12 protein-coding genes are annotated in these 24,187 nt (G+C 35.9%); 6 read left to right on the top strand and 6 right to left on the bottom strand.

Annotated elements, in window-relative coordinates:
• Positions 1–321 precede the first annotated feature (321 nt).
• The 3 genes from tamL to ACU1LP_RS05810 all read right to left on the bottom strand — a co-directional run bounded on the left by tamL (position 322) and on the right by ACU1LP_RS05810 (position 9,556).
• Positions 322–2,610, bottom strand: coding sequence for a translocation and assembly module lipoprotein TamL (tamL, locus tag ACU1LP_RS05820; RefSeq protein ID WP_445735822.1), 2,289 nt, complete (start codon positions 2,608–2,610; stop codon positions 322–324).
• Positions 2,597–7,561, bottom strand: a complete 4,965-nt coding sequence (locus tag ACU1LP_RS05815) for a translocation/assembly module TamB domain-containing protein (protein WP_445735821.1) — start codon at positions 7,559–7,561, stop codon at positions 2,597–2,599. The genes tamL and ACU1LP_RS05815 overlap by 14 nt, the downstream gene beginning before the upstream one ends.
• Before the next feature lie 186 nt (positions 7,562–7,747).
• A complete protein-coding gene (locus tag ACU1LP_RS05810; RefSeq protein WP_445735820.1) occupies positions 7,748–9,556 on the bottom strand; it encodes an FAD/NAD(P)-binding protein in 1,809 nt (602 codons plus the stop codon).
• A 431-nt stretch (positions 9,557–9,987) separates the two neighbouring features.
• Here ACU1LP_RS05810 and prfA point away from each other — a divergent pair, with 431 nt between their 5' ends.
• From prfA to ACU1LP_RS05790, 4 genes are all read left to right on the top strand, one after another.
• On the top strand, positions 9,988–11,064 hold the full coding sequence (gene prfA, locus ACU1LP_RS05805) for a peptide chain release factor 1 (protein WP_445732326.1): 1,077 nt from the start codon (positions 9,988–9,990) through the stop codon (positions 11,062–11,064).
• A 95-nt stretch (positions 11,065–11,159) separates the two neighbouring features.
• Positions 11,160–11,780, top strand: a complete 621-nt coding sequence (locus ACU1LP_RS05800) for a hypothetical protein (protein ID WP_445732327.1) — start codon at positions 11,160–11,162, stop codon at positions 11,778–11,780.
• On the top strand, positions 11,777–12,592 hold the full coding sequence (pyrF, locus tag ACU1LP_RS05795) for an orotidine-5'-phosphate decarboxylase (protein ID WP_445735819.1): 816 nt from the start codon (positions 11,777–11,779) through the stop codon (positions 12,590–12,592). Before ACU1LP_RS05800 ends, pyrF begins: the two co-directional genes overlap by 4 nt.
• 39 nt (positions 12,593–12,631) lie before the next feature.
• Positions 12,632–13,438, top strand: coding sequence for an ABC transporter substrate-binding protein (locus ACU1LP_RS05790; RefSeq protein WP_445735818.1), 807 nt, complete (start codon positions 12,632–12,634; stop codon positions 13,436–13,438).
• A 348-nt stretch (positions 13,439–13,786) separates the two neighbouring features.
• On the opposite strand, the gene ACU1LP_RS05785 is transcribed toward ACU1LP_RS05790, so the two are convergent.
• From ACU1LP_RS05785 to purU, 3 genes are all read right to left on the bottom strand, one after another.
• Complete coding sequence (locus tag ACU1LP_RS05785; RefSeq protein ID WP_445735817.1) at positions 13,787–13,978, bottom strand: Lacal_2735 family protein; 192 nt, start codon at positions 13,976–13,978, stop codon at positions 13,787–13,789.
• A 112-nt stretch (positions 13,979–14,090) separates the two neighbouring features.
• Positions 14,091–14,792, bottom strand: coding sequence for a DUF4197 domain-containing protein (locus ACU1LP_RS05780; RefSeq protein ID WP_445735816.1), 702 nt, complete (start codon positions 14,790–14,792; stop codon positions 14,091–14,093).
• A gap of 44 nt (positions 14,793–14,836) precedes the next feature.
• Positions 14,837–15,691 carry a formyltetrahydrofolate deformylase gene (purU, locus tag ACU1LP_RS05775; RefSeq protein WP_445735815.1) on the bottom strand — a complete coding sequence of 285 codons (855 nt, stop codon included), beginning with the start codon at positions 15,689–15,691 and terminating at the stop codon, positions 14,837–14,839.
• A 146-nt stretch (positions 15,692–15,837) separates the two neighbouring features.
• Here purU and ACU1LP_RS05770 point away from each other — a divergent pair, with 146 nt between their 5' ends.
• Together ACU1LP_RS05770 and cas9 are read left to right on the top strand one after the other, a co-directional pair.
• Positions 15,838–19,404, top strand: coding sequence for a methylmalonyl-CoA mutase family protein (locus tag ACU1LP_RS05770; protein ID WP_445735814.1), 3,567 nt, complete (start codon positions 15,838–15,840; stop codon positions 19,402–19,404).
• 705 nt (positions 19,405–20,109) lie between these two features.
• Entirely contained in the window at positions 20,110–24,153 is a 4,044-nt protein-coding gene (gene cas9, locus ACU1LP_RS05765; protein ID WP_445735813.1) for a type II CRISPR RNA-guided endonuclease Cas9, read from the top strand.
• Positions 24,154–24,187 lie beyond the last annotated feature (34 nt).

Below are 24,187 nucleotides of genomic sequence, written 5' to 3'. Positions count from 1 at the left end.
TAAATATTTATTAGGATTTTAAAACTAAAAAAAAGCTAATAATTAAGCTAAACACCCTAAAACAGAAATCCTTTGTGATACTTTGCGGAATAGCTATTGCACAAAACTCACAAAGAAGGCACAAAACCCACAAAGTAAAATATTAGATTAATTAGGGGGCATTATATCAAAATAGTTACTATTGTTGACCCCTCCGCCTATCGGCATACCGAATTTAATCGGCACAGGCTCTCCCCTTGAAAAAAGGGGAGGAATTATTTAGAAAGTTTATTTTTAATGATTTGAGCTTAACTTAATTTCAGTAATGTCCTTAAAAACAATTTAAAACGGGTATCCAATAGCCAGATTGAATATTAAATTTTCTTTTCTCCATGCGCTATCCCCAAAATTAATGTCATCAACCACCCATCGGTTTCCTTTGGGCAAATAGGGTTTTCTTAAAGGAAATGCCAAATCTGTTCTAAGCACCAAGAAATTGAAATCGAAGCGTAACCCAATACCCGTTCCTACTGCCAATTCATTTAAAAATTGACCAGAGAATTTTGCTCCCGGTTTTTCAGCGCTTTCGTTCAACAGCCATATATTGCCTGCATCAACAAACACTGCCCCTTTAACCAATTTGTAGATTTTAGTGCGTAATTCGGTGCTGAATTCCAATTTTAAATCACCCGATTGGTCTGGCAAAAACACATTGGTGGTTTCATTGCCGTTAAAAGTTCCCGGTCCAATAGATCGTGCCCTAAAAGCACGAATGCTACTGGTGCCGCCAATAAAGAATTGTTTGATAAAAGGCAACTCACTGGAATTTCCATAAGGCAATCCAGCCCCAAAAATGATTCTACTGGCAAGTTGGGTGTCTTTGCTGAAGTTATAATAATGACGGAATTCCACTTCAAGTTTTGAATACTGACTGAACGGAACTCCAAAAATACTTTTCGGATCTGCACTATCATTGGCGCCCAATAATAAACCTAATGAATTACCAGATAAATCTACAGCTCCCTTAAAATAGATGTTGTTTTTCCTGTTTTTTAACATCGTATTGGTGTAAGTGTACGAATAGGTGGTGCCAAAAATAAACTGTTTATCAATTACTTTTTGTAAAGAAGGGTTTGCTGCAATTTGGGATTTGTATAAATCGGACACGTTATTGGAGGAGGTAAACGCTATGTTCAAAGCATTAAGATTGTGCTCTTTCCGTTCATTTTCCTTCCATATATAACCAAACGACCCGTTGAATGTTTTTAAGGAATACAATTTGGTTCTCAATTGATATTCATAACTTAAAGTGGCCTTGGTGTTAGGAACATAGGCACTGCCCGAAGTCATTTTAAAAGGCGAGATAAATCGAGGCCAAATTAAATTGGTTTCTCCACCAAAACGGTACACATTAAAGCCATTGTTCTGACCCGAAACCTGTGTCTCCAATCCAGCAAATGCCGATATTTTTAATAGTTCCGCCCCTTTAAAGGTATTCCTGTTACTCCAATTAACGTTCAATTCGGTGCCCGAATAATTGGCGGAATTCGTTTTGGCAACGGCTTCCACTTGTATCGATTTTTTTGGTAATGGGGTTAAATAATAGTAAGTGTCCAATTGGTTTTCCACGGAATCGTTCACCTTGAATTCATTCTTTACAAACTTAAAAGTTCCTAAAGTTATCAATCTGTTTAACGATAAGTTATGCGTGGTTCTGTTATATAGATCCCCTTTGTTGAACAATAAGGTTTTATCGAATATAAAAGGCTTAAAAACCGTTTTATTATCGATAATGGTAAGATCTTGATACCGAATGGTGTCCATTTTTTGTGTTGAAACGGTATCCCTTTTTAAATTGAAACTTGGATAAACAAAAATGTTATTGATCCGATATTGATTTTTAGCTTTGTCAGGAATATCATTTTTTATCTTTACCAACAAATCCACTTCATGGTTGGCAACGGTACTATCCACTTGAACCAACAGATGGTCTTCGTTAAAGTAATAAAAACCACGTTCCTTTAAGCGTGCATCCATACGTGAACGTTCGGTTTTAATGAGGTCCAAATCATAAGGTTTTCCAATTTTTAAAAGACTCTTTTCTTTCAATAAATTAATTTCCTTACTCAATAAAATAGAATCCTTAGGAAAAACAACCGATTTAATTTTATATTGATTGTGCAACTTTACGTCGTATTTGGCTTCTGCTTTTTTGCCTTTCCTAATGGAATCCACTATGGTTTCCGCATTAAAAAAACCTTTGTTTTCAACATAATTTTGGACTACCTTTTTATTGTATTCCAAATCAACCCCACTCATTAAAACAGGTGCTTCCCCTAACTTGTATTTTACCCAATATTTAAAGCCTTTGTCTTTTTTCACCTCGTCGAACACATTGTAAAAAAATATACCGGGCCGCATTCCTAAAATGGATTTGTTTGGTTTTGGACGGATCAATGCATCCACCGCAGATCTTATTTGTTTTCTCGTTTTTTTGGGCGCTTTTCCTTTTTCAATTTTAAGGTTATGCCCCACATACAATAAATCACCTTCGGGAATTTTCCGCGTTCCGCTACAGCCCAAAAGCAGTGCCACCAAAAAAAACAGTGCTATGTAATTATTGGTTCCCATTCTTTTTTCTTGATTTTTCAGGTGCTTTACCCTTTTTTTGGAATAACTCTCTAAATTTATTGTAATCCATGGTAATTATAAAAGCGATTCCCGTTTCAATAACCTGGCCTTGCAAGGCTACCTGATAATTATTCTCTCTGTATGCCCTTAATTTATAGCGACCATCTTTGGTAATTAAATAATCGGCAGTAACATCGCCTGCTATGGTATTGGCCTGTTCATTTTGTTGCGGGCTACCTTCCAGACCAAAACTGCTTCCCACGGTCACTTTCAATCGGTCGTTGAACAATTGTTTTGACAGACCCACATTCAAATCGGTTCTTTCCACTTTTTGTCCAGATGCATAATTTTCGGTGGCTTCCAGATCAAAATCCAATTCAAACCCTTTTATTAAATCACCGGCAAGATTGTTTAGTTGTTGCGATAATATTTTGCTAACGCTTTGTTTCGCTAAAAAAGCACCACTGGTACCGCCCGCTTGACTCTCAAAAGGATTCTCGCCTATAAAACGATTTAATAACAATAAGGCAAAAACTTGTTTGTTCAAAGCATCCTCATCGCGTCTTATTTGCTCTAATTTGGCTTGTGTAGTATTGATCACTTCCGCTGAAACGTTATTATTACCATCGGGTAAAACAATGTCGAACGTAATTTCAGGCTGCAACAATTCACCTTTCATTTTCAATTCTGCTTCAAAAGGGATTTTTTGTTTATAGGTGTTTCGAGTTTCTGCGGAAATTCCAGATAACTGGTCGTCTACCAGATCCAAAGGAGGCGCGTCTACACTATAAACCGCGGTAATATCGATGTTGGCCGTAGTTGGTTCGCCTGTCCAAAGTATGTAACTGCCTGGTTTAATGTCGAATTTCCGTTTGATCAAGTTGAAATTCATTTCATAGGAACCTCCGGTAAACTCATACTTTCCTGTTAAGGTTGTTTTTCCGGAAGGGTCTATGCCTCCCGTTAATTCGGCATCGCCCTGAAGTTTTAAATAATCGCCGTTTGCCTGATCAATTATAATGGAAATTTCAGCTTTTTTGTCTATGGCAATATTTACCGATGCATTGATGCCCTTTACTTCTGTTTCAGAAATTTGTTTTGTGGGGTCTTCAACCGTTATCAAAACAGGCTGGTCCTGGTCTATAAATTCCACAATGCCTTCCCTATCTGCAATCGATGGGTCGCTTTGAGGCAATACGATTGTGAACTTTGTATCGGCATTAATCTTAACCGTTCCATCAACAATAGGGCTTTCCAAAGTGCCTTTAATGCCTAAATTATTATCCAAATAGAGTTCGCCATAAAACAACTTGTTGTCTTTCGCGTTGGAATTGATCGCTTTAAAATTATCGGCAATCACGTTTAAGTCAAATCCTAAATTAGCATAATCCTGGCTGTTTATAGTGCCGTTTATTGTTAATGGATTATCGTTTTCATCTTTAAGCTTGAAATTTGTGAAAACGATTTTATTGGTATTGAACTCAATGTTATCGTTAATCAATTTGAATTTAGAACTTAGTGGCACCACCACAAAACCAACGGAATTAAATTTAATGGTTCCATCCACATTGGGGTTTGATGCTTTTCCTGTAACTCTTAAATTTCCATTAATATAACCATTGCTTTCTTTTAAATTATTTAGCGTGAAAGGTTGTACAGATGCCATTTGCAACTTTTGAATATCAACAATAAAATCCAAACTTTTGGTGCCAATATTATAGTTTCCATCCACGTTCATTTGATTATTCGAACCCGTCAATGTTACATTCGCCTTATAAAGATTGGTGGTTTTGTTATCTACTTTTAATACTAAATTACCAACGGTATCATTTTTTATTTTGAAATTTTCAATGTTCAAATCGGCTACAAACAGCGGATTGGTCGTAAGGTTATTTATAGTCGTTTCGCCATTTATGGTGCCACCGACTTCAAAATTGGATTTTGCAATACTTGTAAAGGATTCCAATTTAAAGTTTTTAAAATTGGCAGCAATGGGTGCATTGGCAACATTATTTTCAGATTGAACGGAAAACGATTGTTGGTCGTTTTCAATTTTGAAATTGGAAACCACTAATCCTTTTTTCTCTAACTTTATAAGATTGCTTCCATCAATCTTCCAATCTTCATAATTTAAAAGTAGTTTTTCGGGGTTGAAATGGATTACGGAAGCGCCCAAACTATCCTTAAAGTTTCCAGAAATGAGATATTTATCGGTATTTTTTACATCTTTGATGTTTAATTCGTAATCAACGGTATGGTCTTCTAATTTGCCAACCAAAAGGGTTTTTGGAACCTCAAATTGGGCGTTTTTAATTTTCCCTAAAGACAAATCATACAGTAGGGCACTGTCTTGGGTATTGACCTTTAAAACCCCATTTGAAAGTTCGTTGTTGGCATAATTCAATCTGGGAATGGAAGCGTTTAGCACAATGGAATCGTTTATGGAACTGTAACTTCCGGCAAGCGTAATTTCAGACAGTTCTATAATGTCTGGGATTATTTTTTTGGTAATGGCATTATCTTTAATGATGAATTCAAAATCCAAATTTTGATTTTCCTCATTCTTAACATACCCTTTATCCAATTGATAATACTTTGAAATGGAATTCATCAATTGATTGCTTACGCTCGATAATTTATAGTTTCCTGATATCAATCCGTTTGCGAATTGGGACTTTAAAATAATGGAATCCTTTTCAATAGTGGAAACGGCTCTCACAGAAATGGTATCCAATGGAAATTGCTCTTTTTCCAACGCCACCAAAAAATTATTGGCATTGAGGGTGCCGTTTAAATTATCCGGGGTCAAATCCTCAAAATTGGCTGTAACATTACCTCGCATCTTTAAAGGGCCTGCATGAAGATTGAGTTTGTTCAAGTCAATTATATCCAAATCAAGTTTTAAATCTACCGTTGGTTTTTCTGGGTTGGAAGTGCCTTTTGCATCCAATGCAAAGGTCAAATTTGGATCATTGGCATGCGCATTGGCTACAAATTTGCCATTTTCGATACTTCCGCTAATGTCTATATTTTGATAATTATACGCATAGAATTGCGCCTTTACAATTTTAGAACTCAGTTTTGCATTGGCCATTGCCGGATCCAGACTTTTACCCTTTATGGTGGCATTTGCCGTTACTTTTCCAAATTGTTTGTTCTTGAGGAATGTGCCTAAATCAAAATCTTCAACCGTGGCATCGGCCATGTATTTTTCATTGTTTTTTCGGGTTCTATCAAATGTCGCTTCGATATTGGCGTTTCCAAGAGCGCTTTTTAGTGCCAAATTGGTTTCAAAATTGCTAATGCTTCCGTTAAAAATGCCTTTTAAATTAAACTTTTCGGGTAATTGAATCGTGTTAGGAATCGTATTTTTAGGAGTGTACGCATAAATATCCTTAGACGAACTTTCAAAATTTGAGATGTTGATATCAAAAACACTTTTATCGATGTTTGGCAAGCCTGTGATGGTGCCATTAAAATCAACCTTTGTACTACCTATGCCGTTCGCATTAAACGTGTCAATTTTTAAATTGTCGAGTTTCCCTTGAATGGTGGCATTAAAATTTACAATCGCATTTGGATTGTTTTTAAAAATAGCATTGGAATTTAATTGAGGCACCACTAACAGCACATCTTTAAAACCTACTTTACTGTTTTTTAAATGGGCATCCAACTTTAGGTTTTCTGGATTTTTACTGATAGAATCTATGGAAGGATAGGTAACCGAGATATTGTTCCGTAAGGTAGTTTGAGGGGTTTGCAAATATAGGTTTTTAAGGGAAGCCCCTTGGTTGGTATAGTTAAAATCGGTTGTTAACGCCTCTAATTTAAACCCACTTTCTTCGTTAAAAACAAACGACTCAATAGTGCCACTATAAGCATTATCGCCAATGGAAATGGCATGTCCTTTAAATGCTAAATCCTTTAAATTCAAATGGTTGTAATCCATGCCTTGTTGCGTTTTGTTGGCGTTGTTGTTATTTAACGCAAAGTTTAAATCAGTAATTGCAATGTCATTCACATCAATCTTCCAGGGTGAACTTGATGATGTTTCCGTGGTTTCTTTTGTTAGATTTTCTGTTTTACCTAAAGTAAGCTCGCCCTTGGTTTTGGTTAATTCCAAGGCATTTAAAACAATGGTTTGCTTTTCTAAATCAATGGTTTTTACTTTTGTTTTTAGATAATCGAAGGTAATTTTGGTATCTAATTTCGATATTGCATTATTGTATTTTACGTCTATATTCTCAAACTGAATGTTTTTTAAGTTCAATTTTAAAATATTGGTAGCCGCCTCTTTTTCTGTTTTTTTGGCGACTTTTTTAGTAGCCTCAGCTAAGTCTTGGTTTAATTCTAATTTTAAACCTTTCAGATTTATTTCAGGGACATCAAAAGTGAGTTTTTGTAAATTGAATTTTTTGATTTCCGTGTCAAAATGATCGATATAAACATCTACATTATTATTGGAAACTGCATCTTTATAACGAAATTTTATGGCATCCAAATCAATGTTCCTGATGGAAATATCCATGGGCTTCGTGCCTTTTTTAGGTTGGGGAGTTTCAAAAGCTTTAATAATGTAATCGAAATTAAACACCGAATCCTTGTCCACTTCAATATTGGCCGTAATCTTTTCTAATTTAATGGCATTGATTTCCAACTTGCTACTAAATAACTTAAATAAACTGACATCAATTTTCAAGGTTTTTCCTGCCAATAAAGTGTCTTTGGATTGGTCTTCAAAATAAAAATCGTGCAGAATGACTTTTTTGGGCAGACCAATTTCAATGGACCCTACTTCCACCTTGGTTTTTATCTTCCCTTCCAGGTAGGCAACCGCCTTGTCTTTTACAAAATTTTGAACAAAAGGAATTTGCAATGCAAGCACAATCACTAAAAAAAAAGCTACAAAAAATAGTAGGATTTTTAAAAAAACTTTAGCGATTTTTTTCAATTTAGAGCTGATTTTAATTTACTAAAACTGTTAATAAATGTTTTTTTGCAAATATATTACTATAATGCCTTTGGTTTGTTACATAATTATACAGAATCATTTTAAAATTTGAAGTCGGGAATTTCGATGGATTTTAGTTGTTGAAATTAACTATGTTTGCTAAAAGTGGGTAAGAACCCATTTAAACTATAAATTAACATCCTCCTTATATATTTCGGTGATATTTTCCATGTTTGCATTAATTTCAGTATTGTTTTCAATCGATTTTACCCAAACCGATACCAATATGCCGCTGGTGGCTTCACAAGCTTGTAAGCCATAAGAGTAGGGACGCAAGCCCGTAATATGCGTGAACGAAATATCGTGGATATTATGAATGGCTTCTCCATGGGAATCCATGATGGAATAACCGGAATCTATAGCGATGCCATCAAAGTTGTAGTAAAAGTTGTTTTTCTTTTTAACAATTGTATGGCTTTTATCTGAACCCATTAATTGTTTGGCTTTCGTGGTGCTTTCAAACTTAATTTGGGAACTGGTTACAAATCCATCTTTGACCAAGGATTGAAACGGATAATTTTTTAAATTGATGGGTTGTTGACCACGACAGTCAATAAACATATCATACTTTAAAATTTCCTGGGCATCGCCATTGGAAACGGTTACCTTGGTGTATGGATCGTTTTTGGTTTCCAAAACTTCTGCATGGCCAGAAATCATTTCAATTTTCCCTGCATCATAAAGCGCTAACAATAGGTTGCCAGATGGTATGGGCATTGCGGCAATCACATTCATTAAAAAAGGCATGATTTTCTTGTGGAAATACAGATGATCTTCCGCAGGCATCAATTCCGCATGAAAATTTAGGGCGTACATTAAATCGTCTGTTACTTCCTTCCAATGAATGGGTTTGTTATGTTGTACGGATTGCTTGGATTTTTCCATTTCCATGCGCATGCCTTCAAACGCATTTTCAAACTCATGCTTTTCGGTCATGTCTTCTACAAAATCGGAAAACGAACAATCACGTTCCGAAACTTTTTTTTCCATAGTTGGCATCCCGTCTTTTTTGAAAGCAACAGCCAATGCTTTTCGACAAAATTTATGGAAAAACGTTTCAATTCTCAAAAAACCTGCAGCATCCAACGCATTAAAAACAGCTTCTCTATTCAAATGGCGGTAAATTTCCCTTATGGGTTTTTCCTGCTCATACTGTAAATGTGGCAGCCAGCCATTTTCGGAATGCATCACAATTTTAAACTTTTCGGCACCTTTAAAACTTTCAAAAATCAATGCTCCGTTGTTGGTTTCTTTAAATTCACCGTGCCTTCTGGCCAAGGAAGAAACCACATCAAAAGCACTAAGCGATGCACCGAGTGTTCCAACAGTAAAATTGTGAAAGGTGTTTGGTTTAGGAAATACTTTTTTTATGGGCCAAGGAGACCCATAATAACCCGCTGCCGGATGGTCTTCCTCATTCCAAACATGCCCTGTTGCTATAATAACTTTATCGCATGTAAACTCCAAATTTTTATGTGCTATTAAGGTTGCGGTTTCTGTAGTTCTGTTATACTGTATGTCTATGATCTGTGTTTTTGGAAATTCCTTTATGATGATCCCTGAATTTGAGAGTTTTTTTATGATGGTTTGATATTGGGATTGAAAATATTGACCGAGAGCCAACCGATTGTAAACTTCTTTTTTACTGATTTTCTCTTTATCGATTCCCCAGGCATTCAGTTTAGATTTGGGTTGTTTCTTTAACCAGTTGGCAAATGAAATATCCAATTCCGGCAATTCTTCCGATGAAATATTGGATAAATTATACAGATCGGTAGTATGAGGGTTATATGGCATACCCATACCTAAAATATCACACTTCTCAAAAATGCTAATGGAATGTATTTCCTTTTTCAAAATACCAATATAATCGAATATATGTTTCAATAAGTATATGGAAGTAGGACCGCTTCCAATAACAGCATATTTTTTCATAACGTTTCTGGTAGTATCCAACCTTATTTTCAGTTTTTAAATTTATTTCAACAATCCTCTAAATTAAAGCATCTGATAGCCATTACTTTACAGAATTTGAATCAAAGATTATATAACTTCCACTAACAAAACCGCTATTGCTTGCAAGCTCATACCTAAGGGCGGGCAGGCAGACACCATAGCCCATATACATAGACATTGGCAAGAATTTAAAACTAAATGGCTTTGGGTGTACGACAAATTTTCCTTTTTTCGGAATTCCTCCGATGGCAAATATGGTTTCCACCAACGACCCTGAATATAGATGAAAACCTGGGAAGCCTTTAAGATACCCATTTAGCAGTATTCTAAAGATAGTTTTCAATACTCATGTTCCAACTATCAAAAATTCATAATTTATCGTATTTTTGAGCCACAATTTAAAAAGGTACATGTTAGACAAATTACAAATAGTAAAACAACGTTTTGACGAGGTGAGCGATTTGATCATCCAACCGGATATCATGACCGACCAAAAGCGTTACATCGCATTAAATAAAGAATACAAAGACCTTAAAGTGCTGATGGAAAAACGCGAGGAGTATATTGAGGCAACCAATAATTTTGCCGAGGCGGAAGCTATTATTTCCGAAGGTGGGGACGCAGAAATGGTTGAAATGGCTAAAATGCAATATGATGAAGCTAAAGAGAGCATTCCGAGAATAGAAGACGCCATAAAGTTCCTTTTAATACCGAAAGACCCAGAAGACACTAAAAATGCGGTGGTTGAACTACGTGCAGGAACGGGTGGCGATGAAGCGAGTATTTTTGCGGGCGATTTATTCAGAATGTACACAAAATACTGTGAGAGCAAAGGTTGGAAAGTTGATACGGTTGATTTTAGTGAAGGCACCAATGGTGGTTTCAAGGAAATCCAATTTGAAGTTTCCGGTGAAGATGTGTACGGAACTTTAAAATTTGAAGCCGGTGTGCACCGTGTACAACGGGTGCCACAAACCGAAACGCAAGGGCGTGTGCATACCAGTGCCGCCACCGTGATGGTGTTTCCTGAAGCTGAAGAGTTTGATGTGGAAATAAACCCAAAAGAGGTGCGTATCGATTTTTTCTGTTCGTCGGGTCCCGGTGGGCAGTCTGTAAATACCACCTATTCCGCGGTGCGATTAACGCATTTACCAACCGGATTGGTGGCGCAGTGTCAGGATCAAAAATCGCAACATAAAAATAAAGAGAAAGCGTTTAGGGTATTGCGTTCGCGTTTATACGAAATGGAGTTGGCTAAAAAGAATGCCGAAGATGCTGCAAAACGAGGCACCATGGTAACTTCGGGCGATAGAAGCGCTAAGATTAGAACTTATAATTATCCGCAAGGACGTGTAACCGACCATAGAGTTGGCTTAACGCTTTACGATTTATCAAACATTGTAAATGGCGATATCCAACGCATTATTGACGAACTACAATTGGCCGAAAACACCGAAAAGTTAAAAGCGAATAGTGATGTGATTTAAAATGGCCACGAATTGCTTCGCCTGTTAGCTAACGCTCGGGTCAAGAATAATTTTTTTATAGTTACTGTGGTGACAGGAGTTTTACTATTATGTGAATGAAAGTATTCTTATTTATTTTTATTGGTTTGTTTTTGGGAGGATGTAAAGTCATGAATGATAAACATGAACAGTCCGATGAATTAGGTTTTCATCAAGAACTCAAGAAACAATTTATGGAAGGACCAAGTTATGCAGATTGTATTGAGAAAACATCAAAATTTGAGGAGGTTTATTTAGCTAACGTAAAAGACTTAAAAGATTATTATTGGGATAAAGAGACATTTACAGCCACTGTAGAAATATCTGAAAACAAAAAGCTTAACATATCTCTCGTGCCCTCAGGATTAAAATGTGACTCCATTAGAAAATCTGTTACATTTGTTGTTCCTAAAGATTTTTTGTATAATGAAAACAAAAATGAAATTATCGATGATTTCTTATGGATTTCTAAATTAATTTGTAACAAGGAAGAGTTTATAACTATAAAAGAAATTTTAGATAAAAAAAAGGATTCAGATATACTAAATTTTCAAGATGATAGTTTTGTTGTTCTGTTTCCAAAAATAGAAAAAAAAGAAACAGATTTCATCAAAAATGATGATCTCAAACCATTTATGGCATATTTTCAAAAAGATTTGGAAATAAGCTCATATACTTTATTGTACTTTTTTCAATGACTCAAGAATATTTAATATCCCAAATCCAAAAAAAGAAATCCTATCTATGTATCGGATTGGATGTCGATTTAAACAAAATACCAGCACACCTTTTAAAAGAAGAAGACCCCATTTTTACTTTCAATAAAGCGATTATTGATGCCACACACCATTTTTGTGTAGCCTACAAACCAAACACCGCATTTTACGAAGCCTATGGTTTGAAAGGTTGGAAGGCTTTAGAAAAAACCATCAATTATTTAAATGAAAACCATCCAGAAATTTTTACGATTGCCGATGCCAAACGTGGCGATATTGGCAACACCAGCACCATGTATGCCAAAGCTTTTTTTGAAGATTTAGCGTTTGATTCCGTTACGGTTGCTCCGTATATGGGAAAAGATTCCGTGGAGCCTTTTTTAGCTTTTGAGAACAAACATACTATTTTATTGGCGTTAACCTCCAACGAAGGCGCTTTCGATTTCCAGACAAAAACTGTTGATGGAAAAGAGTTGTATAAACAGGTTTTGGAAACCTCTAAAACTTGGAAAAATTCTGAAAATTTAATGTATGTGGTTGGTGCCACCAAAGCAAAATATTTAGCCGAGATCAGAAAAATAATTCCCGATAACTTTTTATTGGTGCCCGGTGTAGGCGCTCAAGGTGGTAATTTGCAAGATGTGTGTAAATACGGGATGAATAAGCAGGTTGGCCTGCTAATAAATTCTTCCAGAGGAATTATCTACGCTTCCAACAACAAAGATTTTGCAGAAGTTGCTGCCGCTAAAGCCAAAGAACTTCAATTAGAAATGGAAGTGATACTCAATAACTAAAAATCCGTTTCGTATCCTTAAAAATCAGGAGTCTTTTATATGGAAATTCACGACCAACTACATAGAAAACTTCATTTTAAAACTTCCCCCAAACGCATTGTTTCTTTAGTGCCGAGCCAAACCGAATTATTGTGCGATTTAGGATTAAAAAATCATATAGTAGGAGTTACTAAATTTTGTATCCATCCAAAAGATATAAAAAAACATGCAGATGTGGTTGGCGGTACCAAACAAATTCAATTTGATAAAATGGCCGCATTACAGCCCGATATTATCCTTTGCAATAAAGAAGAAAACACTATTGAAATAGTGGATGCGTGCCAAACCCTTTGCAACGTACATGTTTCCGATGTTATTACTATTTTGGATAGCATAGACATGATCAAGCAATATGGCGCTATTTTTAATAAGGAAGAAAAAGCTTTGGGAATTGCAGATACCATCATTAATGAGCAAAGGGATTTTGAGCTGTTTATGAAACCCCTAAAACCAAAAAGAACAGCTTATTTTATTTGGAAATCTCCGTGGATGGTAGCAGCGAACCATACGTTCATCAATAATATGATGAGACTGAATAAATTCGAAAATGTATATGAAGGACAGAGTCGATATCCAGAAATACAATTGAGCAGTTTACAACCTAATATGGCTGTTGATCTGGTGATTTTATCAAGCGAACCATACCCTTTCAAAACAATGCATTTTAAGGAAGTTCAAGCGTATTTTCCCAATGCCCAAATTGTTTTAGGAGATGGGGAATATTTCTCGTGGCATGGGTCCAGACTTGCCAAAGCATTCAAGTATTTTAAAAACTTGCACGCAACCCTTCAGGATAATCCACTTTAGTGATATCTTCAACAAAGTGTGATATTCTTTTCTCAAATTCCTCTAAGCTGATTAATTTATTCAAATTGGGACTGATCTTCCTTACTCTACAAAAATGTGGACTCATAACTTTTTTATATAAAGTACGTGAGTTTATAGGTTTTAGATGTGATAAGAAAGTTAAAGAAGAACTCATCTTGACTTTTTGTTTTTGACCGAAAACGAGATAAAATTTGTTCAGATGAGGCACTTTTTGAAAGGCATAGCATCACTACACATAAAAAAGGTAACGAAATATGGACGAATTTTAGCCGTTTTTTAGGAAATAGAAAAAGTCAAGATGAGTTCGAATAATTAAAAAAACTTAAACTAACGTTTAGCTTGATTTCTTGAAAAATAGCGCAGCGTATTTAATTTATTGAGAAGTCTCATGGCTTTAAATTCTGAAAGATCGCTAAGTTCTGCGTCGGTTTGACGGAAGTTGTAAGCTTGCTCCATAAGCTCTTTATAGCGCTCATCGAGTTTTTTTTGACGATTTTTTATGATATCATTGATGCCCATATAGATTACTGAATAACAAGTAATTAAATATACATTTTTTATTCAGAAATATCAAAAACATTTAATTTTTTTTTAACACTTTCAAAAAAAGCTATAAAAAAAAGTAAACTTTTTAGTCTTGCAAAGCAAAAACCTTTCTCAATAGATCAGTAGTTCTAGAGGCTAAATTGGTACGTATTTGTTTTTCTTCCACAGCAATCATCGTGTAAACACCTTTTAGGGCTTCACCGGTTACATAATCCGTTAAATCGGGGTTCACATCTGCCGTGAAAGGAATGCTGTTATATCTAGTTATCAGGTTGTTCCAAACGGCATCAGCACCCACTTTACTAAACGAATTTTTAATAACTGGGTTAAACTTGGCGTACAAAGCCGTTTGTGTTTTAGTGGTTAAATATTGGGTTGCCGAATCGTTACCACCAAGTAAAATATTTTTGGCATCGGCAAATGTGATACCCTTAACGGCATCAACAAATATGGGGGTGGCTTCCTTAACGGCATCTTCAGCAGCGCGGTTAAGTACTTTTAAGCCTTCATCGGCAAGTTTCCCCAAACCAATATCCCTTAAACCTTTATCTACTTTTTGTAATTCTTCAGGTAATAAAATCTTGACCAAGTCATTTTTAAAAAAACCATCGGTTTGCGTTAGTTTGGTTACTTGTTTGTCTATGCCAAAGTCTAAGGCTTGTCTTAATCCAGCGGCAATTTCATCATTTCCAAGTCCGCCTTGGGGTAATTGATTTACTACTTGTTGCAGTTCGGCACAAGCTGTTACATTGAAAATTAAAATGAATGCTAAAAATTTACGTATCATGTTTATTTGATTTTGGGGTTCTTAAGAATGGTAAATATAGGTAATTACGAGAAAATAACCGTTTTGTTATTGTAAACCATTACTTTTCGGTTGGTATGCAGTTTAACAGCATTGGCCAAAACTATTTTTTCCAAATCGCGCCCTTTGGCAATTAAATCGTCAATGGAATGTGCATGGGAAACACGGGTTACACCTTGGTCTATAATAGGGCCCGCATCCAATTCCTCGGTTACATAATGGCTGGTAGCACCTATTATTTTTACCCCACGTTTAAAAGCCGAATGGTAGGGTTTGGCGCCCACAAACGCAGGTAAAAACGAATGGTGTATGTTAATGATTTTGTTGGGGTATTTCGCAATTAATTTTTCAGTAATAATCTGCATGTACCTTGCCAAAACAATAAAATCAATGTGATGCTTTTCAAGCAGTTCCAGTTGTTTTTGCTCCGCTTCTTCTTTGGTGTCCTTAGTAACAGGAACGTGGTAAAACGGAATTTTAAAACTATCGGCAATGGGTTTTAAATCCAAATGATTACTGATTATGAAAGGGATTTCCAAATTAAGTTCACCAGAATTATAACGTCCCAATAAATCATACAAACAATGGTCGTATTTGGAAATAAAAAGTGCCATTTTTGGTTTTCTGGCAGAAGAATAAATACGCCATTTCATTCCAAAAGTAGTGGCTAAGGAAGTTTTAAAGGCATCCCTAAAAGCATCTGCTGAAAACGATTCTTCAGCAAATTCACTTTCCAAACGCATAAAAAAGATGTTTTGCTCCCTGTCCACATGTTGGTCTATGTACACAATATTCCCGTCTTTTTGGGCAATAAAATTGGTAACGGTAGCAATGATATTCGGGCGGTCTTTACAATGAATTAAAATAGTAATCTTTTGCATTTGAATAAAAATGATTGATGTCCAAAATTAACCTAAAAATTAGATTGGGTATAGCAGAGATTATAATTTTAGATAATCGTTTGCAAATGCTAAGTTTTTTTGAATATTTCGTAAATTTACAGCCAGTATAATTAATTTATTTTAGAATGATCCAGATAGCACCCTATAAACCAAAACATAAAGTTAGAATTGTTACAGCGGCATCGTTGTTTGACGGCCATGATGCGTCCATAAATATTATGCGGCGCATTATCCAAGCGACTGGTGTTGAGGTGATCCATCTGGGGCACGATAGAAGTGTAGAGGAAGTAGTTAATACGGCCATTCAAGAAGACGTCAATGCTATTTGTTTGACCTCCTACCAAGGAGGGCATAATGAGTATTTTAAGTATATGTATGACCTTTTGAAGGAAAGAGGTGCGAGCCATATTAAAATTTTTGGCGGTGGCGGCGGTGTTATTTTGCCTTCAGAAATCAAGGAATTGATGGATTATGGCATTACACGGATTTATTCTCCAGATGATGGCAGGGAATTGGGTTTGCAAGGGATGATTAATGATTTGGTGGAAAGTGCCTCCCCCAACCCCTCCGAAGGAGGGGAGCCAATGCGTGCTATCAATCATAATACGGATGCTTCTTGGTTGTTTAAAATGAGTAAGGAGGAATTCTCTAAGAAATTAAAAAATAAGGATTTAAGAGTCATTGCAAGATTGATTTCGCTCGCAGAAAACAATCATGAAGCTTTTGAAAAAGTATTTTATCATAATAGTTCCTCCCCTTCGGGGAGGTTAGGAGGGTCCGTTTTGGGCATCACAGGAACAGGTGGTGCCGGAAAATCGAGTTTGGTTGATGAATTGGTGCGTCGTTTTTTGGTCGATTTCCCCGAAAAAACGGTTGGAATTATATCCGTTGACCCATCAAAACGTAAAACGGGCGGTGCCTTGTTGGGAGATAGGATCCGTATGAATGCCATCAACAATCCACGGGTTTATATGCGCAGTTTGGCAACCCGTCAATCTAATTTGGCATTGTCAAAATATGTACATGAAGCGATTGGGGTTTTGAAAGCGGCCGAATACGATTTAATTATTTTGGAAACATCGGGAATTGGGCAATCGGACACCGAAATTATTGAGCATTCTGATGTGTCCTTATATGTGATGACCCCGGAATTTGGTGCCGCCACCCAGTTGGAAAAAATCGATATGCTTGATTTTGCCGATTTAGTAGCCATCAATAAGTTCGACAAACGAGGTTCATTGGATGCACTGCGCGATGTAAAAAAGCAGTACATGCGCAACCATAATCTTTGGGACACCCCTCAAGACCAATTACCCGTTTTTGGTACGATTGCATCACAATTCAACGACCCCGGCATGAATACGCTTTATAAAGCGGTCATGGATAAATTGGTTGAAAAAGGATTGGCAGATTTAAAATCGACCTTTACGATTTCAAATGAAATGAGTGAAAAGATTTTTGTGATACCGCCATCACGAACCCGTTATTTATCTGAAATAGCAGAGAACAATCGTAATTATGATTCTAAAGTTAATGAACAAGCTGAAGTCGCCCAAAAACTTTTTGGGATTTATAAAACCATTTGTTCCGTTGCAGTCATTTCGAACGCAAGTGAGAAATCATATTTGAATAAGTCGGGGCTTAATAGTGATAAAATCCTAAAACAATCCCGAAAGCTTTCGGGACAGGATGATAACAAAGATTTCATTAAACTATTAATTTCAGAGTTCGACCGTGTAAAACGAAACCTAGACCCATTCCATTGGGAAACCATCATAAATTGGGATGGAAAAGTTGAGACTTATAAAAATCCCATTTATTCATTTAAAGTCCGAAACAATGAGATAAAAATAGAAACGCATTCGGAGTCGCTTTCGCATACACAAATCCCCAAAGTGGCATTACCAAAATACCAAGCTTGGGGCGATATTTTAAAATGGTGTTTACAGGAAAATGTGCCTGGGGAATTCCCATATACTTCAGGATTGTATCCATTCAAACGAACCGGGGAAGATCCTGCAAGAATGTTTGCAGGGGAAGGTGGACCCGAACGCACCAATCGCCGTTTTCATTACGTCAGTGCGGGTTTGCCAGCAAAACGATTGTCCACTGCTTTTGATAGTGTAACGCTTTATGGAAACGACCCCGATTTACGCCCCGATATCTATGGCAAAATTGGTAATGCAGGGGTGTCCATCTGTTGTTTGGATGATGCCAAAAAACTGTATTCCGGTTTTAATCTAGCAGATGAAATGACCTCGGTGAGTATGACTATTAACGGGCCAGCTCCCATGCTTTTAGGATATTTTATGAATGCTGCGATTGACCAACAGTGCGAAATTTACATTAAAGAAAAGGGTTTAGAAAAAGAAGTCGAAGCTAAAATCTCAAAAATATTTCAAGAAAAAGGTGTCGAAAGACCAAAGTATATATGCCAGGATGGAAGCGCGTATCATCCTCCCTTTGGGAGGACAGGAGGTGGGCTTCTACCTGAAGGAAATAATGGTTTAGGGTTAATGTTATTGGGGGTTACCGGAGACCAAGTATTGCCAAAAGAGGTTTATCAAAATATAAAAACAAAAACCATTACGCAAGTTAGGGGAACGGTGCAAGCCGATATTTTAAAAGAAGACCAAGCGCAAAACACCTGTATTTTTTCAACGGAATTTGCCTTGCGTTTAATGGGCGATGTACAGGAATATTTTATTGAGAATAATGTCCGGAACTTTTATTCGGTGTCTATTTCTGGCTATCATATTGCAGAAGCGGGAGCAAACCCCATTACACAATTGGCGTTGACCTTGTCTAACGGGTTTACTTACGTGGAATATTATTTAAGTCGCGGTATGGATATCAATAAATTCGGCCCCAACTTATCTTTCTTTTTCTCCAATGGTATCGACCCTGAATATGCCGTTATTGGTCGCGTTGCCCGAAAAATTTGGGCAAAAGCCATGAAACTTAAATATGGTGCTAACGAACGTGCCCAAATGTTAAAATACCATATTCAAACCTCGGGTAGAAGTCTCCACGCACAGGAAATTGATTTTAACGACATCCGTACCACACTACAAGCATTGTATGCCATTTATGATAATTGCAATTCTTTGCACACCAATGCTTATGATGAGGCTATAACTACACCAACGGAGGAATCGGTACGTCGTGCCATGGCCATTCAACTGATAATAAACAAGGAATTAGGATTGGCAAAAAACGAAAACCCTATACAAGGGTCTTTTATCATTGAAGAACTGACCGATTTGGTAGAAGCGGCAGTATTATTGGAGTTCGATAGAATTACGGAACGCGGAGGTGTATTGGGCGCCATGGAAACCATGTACCAGCGCAGTAAAATACAAGAAGAAAGTCTGTATTATGAAACGTTGAAGCACAATGGCACCTTTCCAATTATTGGAGTAAACACCTTTTTAAGCAGTACGGGATCGCCAACTATTTTACCTGCGAAAGTGATTCGGGCCACCGAAGAAGAAAAACAACTTCAAATAAAAACATTGGAGAATCTTCACAAGGCGCACAGTACCGAAACCTTGCTGAAAGGCCTTCAACAGAAAGCCATTAACAATAAGAATATTTTTGAGGCATTGATGGAAGTTTGCAAAGTGTGCTCACTAGGGCAAATAACCAACGCTTTGTTTGAAGTTGGTGGGCAGTACCGAAGAAATATGTAAGCAGAGAACCACTTTTTGCGTTTGCAAAAAGTGTGTAGATCGCTTATTCCGAGCGAAGACGGGGGGGGCTTTTTTTGATGCAATGGAATTGAAAAAAAACTTTTAATTTTTAACAATCAATGCGATAAAACAACTTTTTCAAGAGTTATTTTATCGTTTTTTTTTGCAAAAAAAAACACGTTAAAGTTTTATTCAAACTATTGAACTAATATATTTTATAAAATTTTTTGGTTAAAGATTTCGGGTGTAGTTTTATCCTGTTCAAGTTGATTATTGAACAAATTTTACCCAAATAATTAAATCTTTTGCCTATGGAAACGAATTTGAATTACAATTTTAAGAGACAGTCAAAAAATTATATTGATTGGTTAGCGAACTTTATAAAATCTGAAAGATATTTTGATATGGAAGCTATAGTATCCTATCCTAATGATACCCGTTTTTTAAATTAAAAGAACAGTACTCTCAGTTGTTTTTTATAGATCCCCGCACTTGTGTGGGGATTTTTTTTGCGCAAAAAAGTCCCACCGAGGCAGGACTAAAGATTTTCATCTACGGCATATAGCCTTATTGTGATAAGATTAAAGATTAGAAATTTTAATCACAACAAATATAGCGAAATCTTTTTGATAAATCAATACGGTTTTCCGTAAGGTAGAATAGAAGTTTTTTAATACCTTGAAAACCAATTAATTTTAGGAGACTATGGCAAAAATATTAGGATTGGATTTGGGAACCAACTCGATTGGGTGGGCGATTGTAGACGATGAGAAACAACAGATAATGGGTATGGGAAGCCGTATATTCCCAGAAGGCGTGGTAGCTAAAACAATTGGAACAGGAGAAAAGGAAGAATCAAAAAACGCAGCGCGAAGAAACAGTAGGCAACAAAGACGTCAATATTACAGAAAGCGTTTACGGAAAATAAAGCTATTGAGAACACTTATTGATTTAGATATGTGTCCGTTGACTCATAAAGAACTTGATGTTTGGGCAAAATGGGATAAATCCAAAGGAAAGGCTGGACGTATTGCTCCAAGTTCAAAAGCTTATACAGAATGGCATCGACAAAATCCTTATTACTTAAGAAATAAAGCCCTAAACGAAGATTTAACGTTAGAGGAAATGGGACGTGTTCTGTACCATTTAATTCAAAGACGAGGATTTTTGAGCAATAGAAAAGGAAAGGATGATGGGAAAATCTATAAAGGCAAAGAAGGAATGGTTGGTATTGACCAAACTAAAAACAGCATTGAAGATGGTACCTTGGGCAGTTTTTTAAATGCGATTTATCCAATAGAGGGAGAGCCATTCAAATTAATTACTGACGAAAATGGTAATGAACTCCGTGTTAGAGCCAGATATACGTTGCGGGATATGTATGTTGAAGAGTTTGATAAAATATGGGAAAGACAAGCTGGGCAATTAGGATTATTGGAAAGAACCGGAGAAAAAAAGAAGCTGACTTTTCTTAAAGGAAATTTGAAAGCCAATAGAAATCAAAAGAAAATAGAAAAATTATATCAAAAGTATGGGCAACCAAATGTTGCTATTGAAGAAATTAAAAATAAAGATACAGGAAAAAGTATTTTTAAAGTTGTTGTAAAATCCATAGTGCCATTAAAAGAATTTTTTGGGGGAGAAATCGATTATGATGAAGGGGCTATTAAACATAAAAGTCAAGATAGTGTGCTGTTCTGGCAAAGACCATTGCGTTCCCAAAAAGGTCTATTGGCCAAATGCAGATTTGAACCAACAGTATTAAAAAACGGAAAATATCTTCAAAAAGGGAAGTCACCTTGCCATCTTTCACATCCAATTTATGAAGAATTCAGAGCCTATCAATTTATAAATAATATTGAATACGGACGAAAACAAAAGCTTAACGAGTTCCAAAGATTGCAGGTTTTGGATTTGATCAATAGCAAAGACAGTAATTTTAATTTTTCGGAAATTCCTAAAAAGTTAAAAATGGAATATGAAAAATGGAATTATGCCGATGATCAAAAAGTAGCAGGAAATTATACCACAAAGCATTTATCGACTTTATTTTCTAAAGAAATATGGAAAAAGCATAAAGATGAAATATGGCATTGCTTTGTAGATTTTGAAGACAACGAAAATTTAATTGAAAAATTGATTTCGGATTTTGATTTAGATGAAAAACTAATTGACAGAGTTGAAAAAATCAATTTAAAGGAAGGATATTCAAATGTTTCCTTAAAAGCGATAAAAAACATATTGCCATTTTTAAGAGAAGGATTGCAAATGAGCGATGCTACTATCTTGGGCGGCGTTATGAACGTGTTTGGAGACCAAATAAACTATTTTAAAGATTCAGAAGCACAATTAAAGAAAGATGTTCTAAATATTGTAAAAGGCAAATCAAATAAAGAAGGAGATGCCATTGAGAAAATTAAATCGTATTTGATTGAAAACGGTTTTGGTTTTGTGAAAGAAGATAAACGGTTTATAAAACTGTATCATCATAGTCAGGATATAGAAAAGAAAGAATTGAAAGACAAATTGGATGCTATTGAAAACTTAAGAAACCCAATTGTTCAACAAGGCCTGAATGAAACAAGACGACTTGTCAACCATTTGCTTGAAGAGCACGGAAAATTTGACAGGATTCAAGTAGAATTGGGTCGTGATGTCAAGAACAGTAAACAGGGAAGACAGAATCAATCGGATAGAATTAAAGAAAACACCGCAAAGAATGATGCAGCAAAAAAATTGCTAACTGAATACGGACTGAAACACGACAGAAACAACATCCAAAAAGTGTTGCTCTATAAAGAAATGCAAGATCGCGGTGTTATTACTGTTTGTCCTTATACAAACATTTCGATAAACATAAGTGATGTATTGGGTGGTGAAAACAAAATACAGATAGAACACATCATGCCCAAAAGTATTTCTTTAAATGATAGTTTTGGTAACAAAACATTGTGTGATTCAAAATTTAACGGACTAAAAGGCAATCTGACACCTTATCAATTTTATTTGAAAAACAATGACCCTAAAATATGGGGTGGTGCAGAAACTTGGGGAGATGTCGAACAAAGGATTTATAGATTATTGCCGTATCCGAAAGCAAAGCGTTTTACTTCAAAAATTAAGATTGAAGATGCTGATGTGAAAAGTAGTTTTATAGAAAGGCAGTTGAACGACACACGATATATCAGCAAAAAGACCAAAGAAATCATGAGTCAGGTTTGTGAAGACGTTCGTGTACTTCCAGGAGGACTTACTTCGGAATTAAGACATTTATGGGGATTAAATAATATTCTTCAACCTGTTATGAATCTGGATATAAACGTTAAGAATATAGAAGAAGATAGAGCCTATCCTCATTATGTCGTAATGGATGAAAACAATAATTTAATTTCTTCATTGCCCATTTATAATGATAAACCAAAGTTGGAAGTTAACCAAACGACCATAACAGGAAAAGTAGATAAAGGTGTTTTCAAAACTTTGGAGAACTATGTTGATTTAACTGTTAGCGTACCAGAATTGAACAATGGTGATTATTGGCTAAAGTTGAACATCTCTAAAGCTATTGAGGTGGTGCGCATCTTTAAAGAACGACCGGAAAGTACAGAAAACACTATTGTTTTAAGAGGACATATAGAACGGGAAAAATTTAAGAACAATGGCATTGGTTTGGTATCTGCAAAAGATCTTGACAATGGGTCCTATTGGGCAAAATTACCTGTAACCAATAAAAAATTCATATTGCCAGAAAAAGAAAAGCAACCTAAAAAAACAGGAAAGCAAATTTTATTGTTTGGCGAAGTAAATGACAATTATTTCAAATCCTATATTTATGAATGTGAGACCAATAATGAAAATGGAAAATATTGGTTGTTATTGGATATCGATACAGAAAATCCGATTTATGAGAGAGCCATCAATGAAAGACCAACCTTTGCTTCAAATCAAATTTGTATTGAAGGAACAGTAAATGATAGAGGTGTTTTCGTTTCAGAAATAGATGCCGAACATCAATTTACAACCCAACAAAAGGAAGGGAAATATTGGGTAGTATTTGACATCGTAAATGAGCCAAAAGAATTTAACGTCATTGAAAACCCAAAACCAACTTTAGAAGAAAATCAATCGTTGGTTGAAGGAACTATTTGGGTAGATAAATACACAGGCGAGATAAAATTTGACCCAAAGAAAAATAGAGACGACCACAGGCACCATGCCATAGATGCATTGGTAATTGCCTTGTCAAAACAAAGTTATTTTCAACAATTAAGTGTCTATAATGCACAGCGTGAAGCAAAATACAAAGGATTGCATTTTGATAAAGAGCAATTGAATTTTCCTGAACCTTGGTTGAATTTCCATACTTCGGCAAAAAAAGAAGCTGAAAAGATTTTAGTATCGCACAAGCAAAACAGAAATGTGTTGACCCAAGTTAGAAAACGCATCACTAAAAACGGTAAAACATTTATAAGTGTTGGCGATGCGGTTAGAGGTCAATTGCATAAGGAAAATGTTTATGGGCAAAGACAGGCACCGTTAGAAGTTAGCAAAGGCTATCACATGCGCAAGAAAGTGAGCGATTTAAAAGACAACCAATTAAAGAAAATTGTTGACCCAGAAATCCGCAAAATTATTATCAATGCGAGAACAGGAGAAGCAAAAATCAATAAGGAAATTGCTTTATTGGAGAAACAAAAAAAGAAAAAAGGGTGTACGACAAATTTCCCATTACGCTGCATTTTGGCATAACTGTTTGATTCTATGGCCTTGCTTGCTTTTATAG

The sequence above is a fragment of the Mariniflexile sp. genome (genome assembly GCF_052728615.1).
The sequence above is the reverse complement of the archived record's forward strand: the minus strand, read 5'-3'. Positions and strand labels throughout refer to the sequence as shown.

Excerpts from the sequence above, each read along its gene's own strand:
- tamL (WP_445735822.1), bottom strand. The coding sequence starts at position 2,610 with ATGGGAACCAATAATTACATAGCACTGTTTTTTTTGGTGGCACTGCTT.
- ACU1LP_RS05810 (WP_445735820.1), bottom strand. The coding sequence starts at position 9,556 with ATGAAAAAATATGCTGTTATTGGAAGCGGTCCTACTTCCATATACTTA.
- prfA (WP_445732326.1), top strand. The coding sequence starts at position 9,988 with ATGTTAGACAAATTACAAATAGTAAAACAACGTTTTGACGAGGTGAGC.
- ACU1LP_RS05800 (WP_445732327.1), top strand. The coding sequence starts at position 11,160 with ATGAAAGTATTCTTATTTATTTTTATTGGTTTGTTTTTGGGAGGATGT.
- pyrF (WP_445735819.1), top strand. The coding sequence starts at position 11,777 with ATGACTCAAGAATATTTAATATCCCAAATCCAAAAAAAGAAATCCTAT.
- ACU1LP_RS05790 (WP_445735818.1), top strand. The coding sequence starts at position 12,632 with ATGGAAATTCACGACCAACTACATAGAAAACTTCATTTTAAAACTTCC.
- ACU1LP_RS05785 (WP_445735817.1), bottom strand. The coding sequence starts at position 13,978 with ATGGGCATCAATGATATCATAAAAAATCGTCAAAAAAAACTCGATGAG.
- ACU1LP_RS05780 (WP_445735816.1), bottom strand. The coding sequence starts at position 14,792 with ATGATACGTAAATTTTTAGCATTCATTTTAATTTTCAATGTAACAGCT.
- purU (WP_445735815.1), bottom strand. The coding sequence starts at position 15,691 with ATGCAAAAGATTACTATTTTAATTCATTGTAAAGACCGCCCGAATATC.
- ACU1LP_RS05770 (WP_445735814.1), top strand. The coding sequence starts at position 15,838 with ATGATCCAGATAGCACCCTATAAACCAAAACATAAAGTTAGAATTGTT.
- cas9 (WP_445735813.1), top strand. The coding sequence starts at position 20,110 with ATGGCAAAAATATTAGGATTGGATTTGGGAACCAACTCGATTGGGTGG.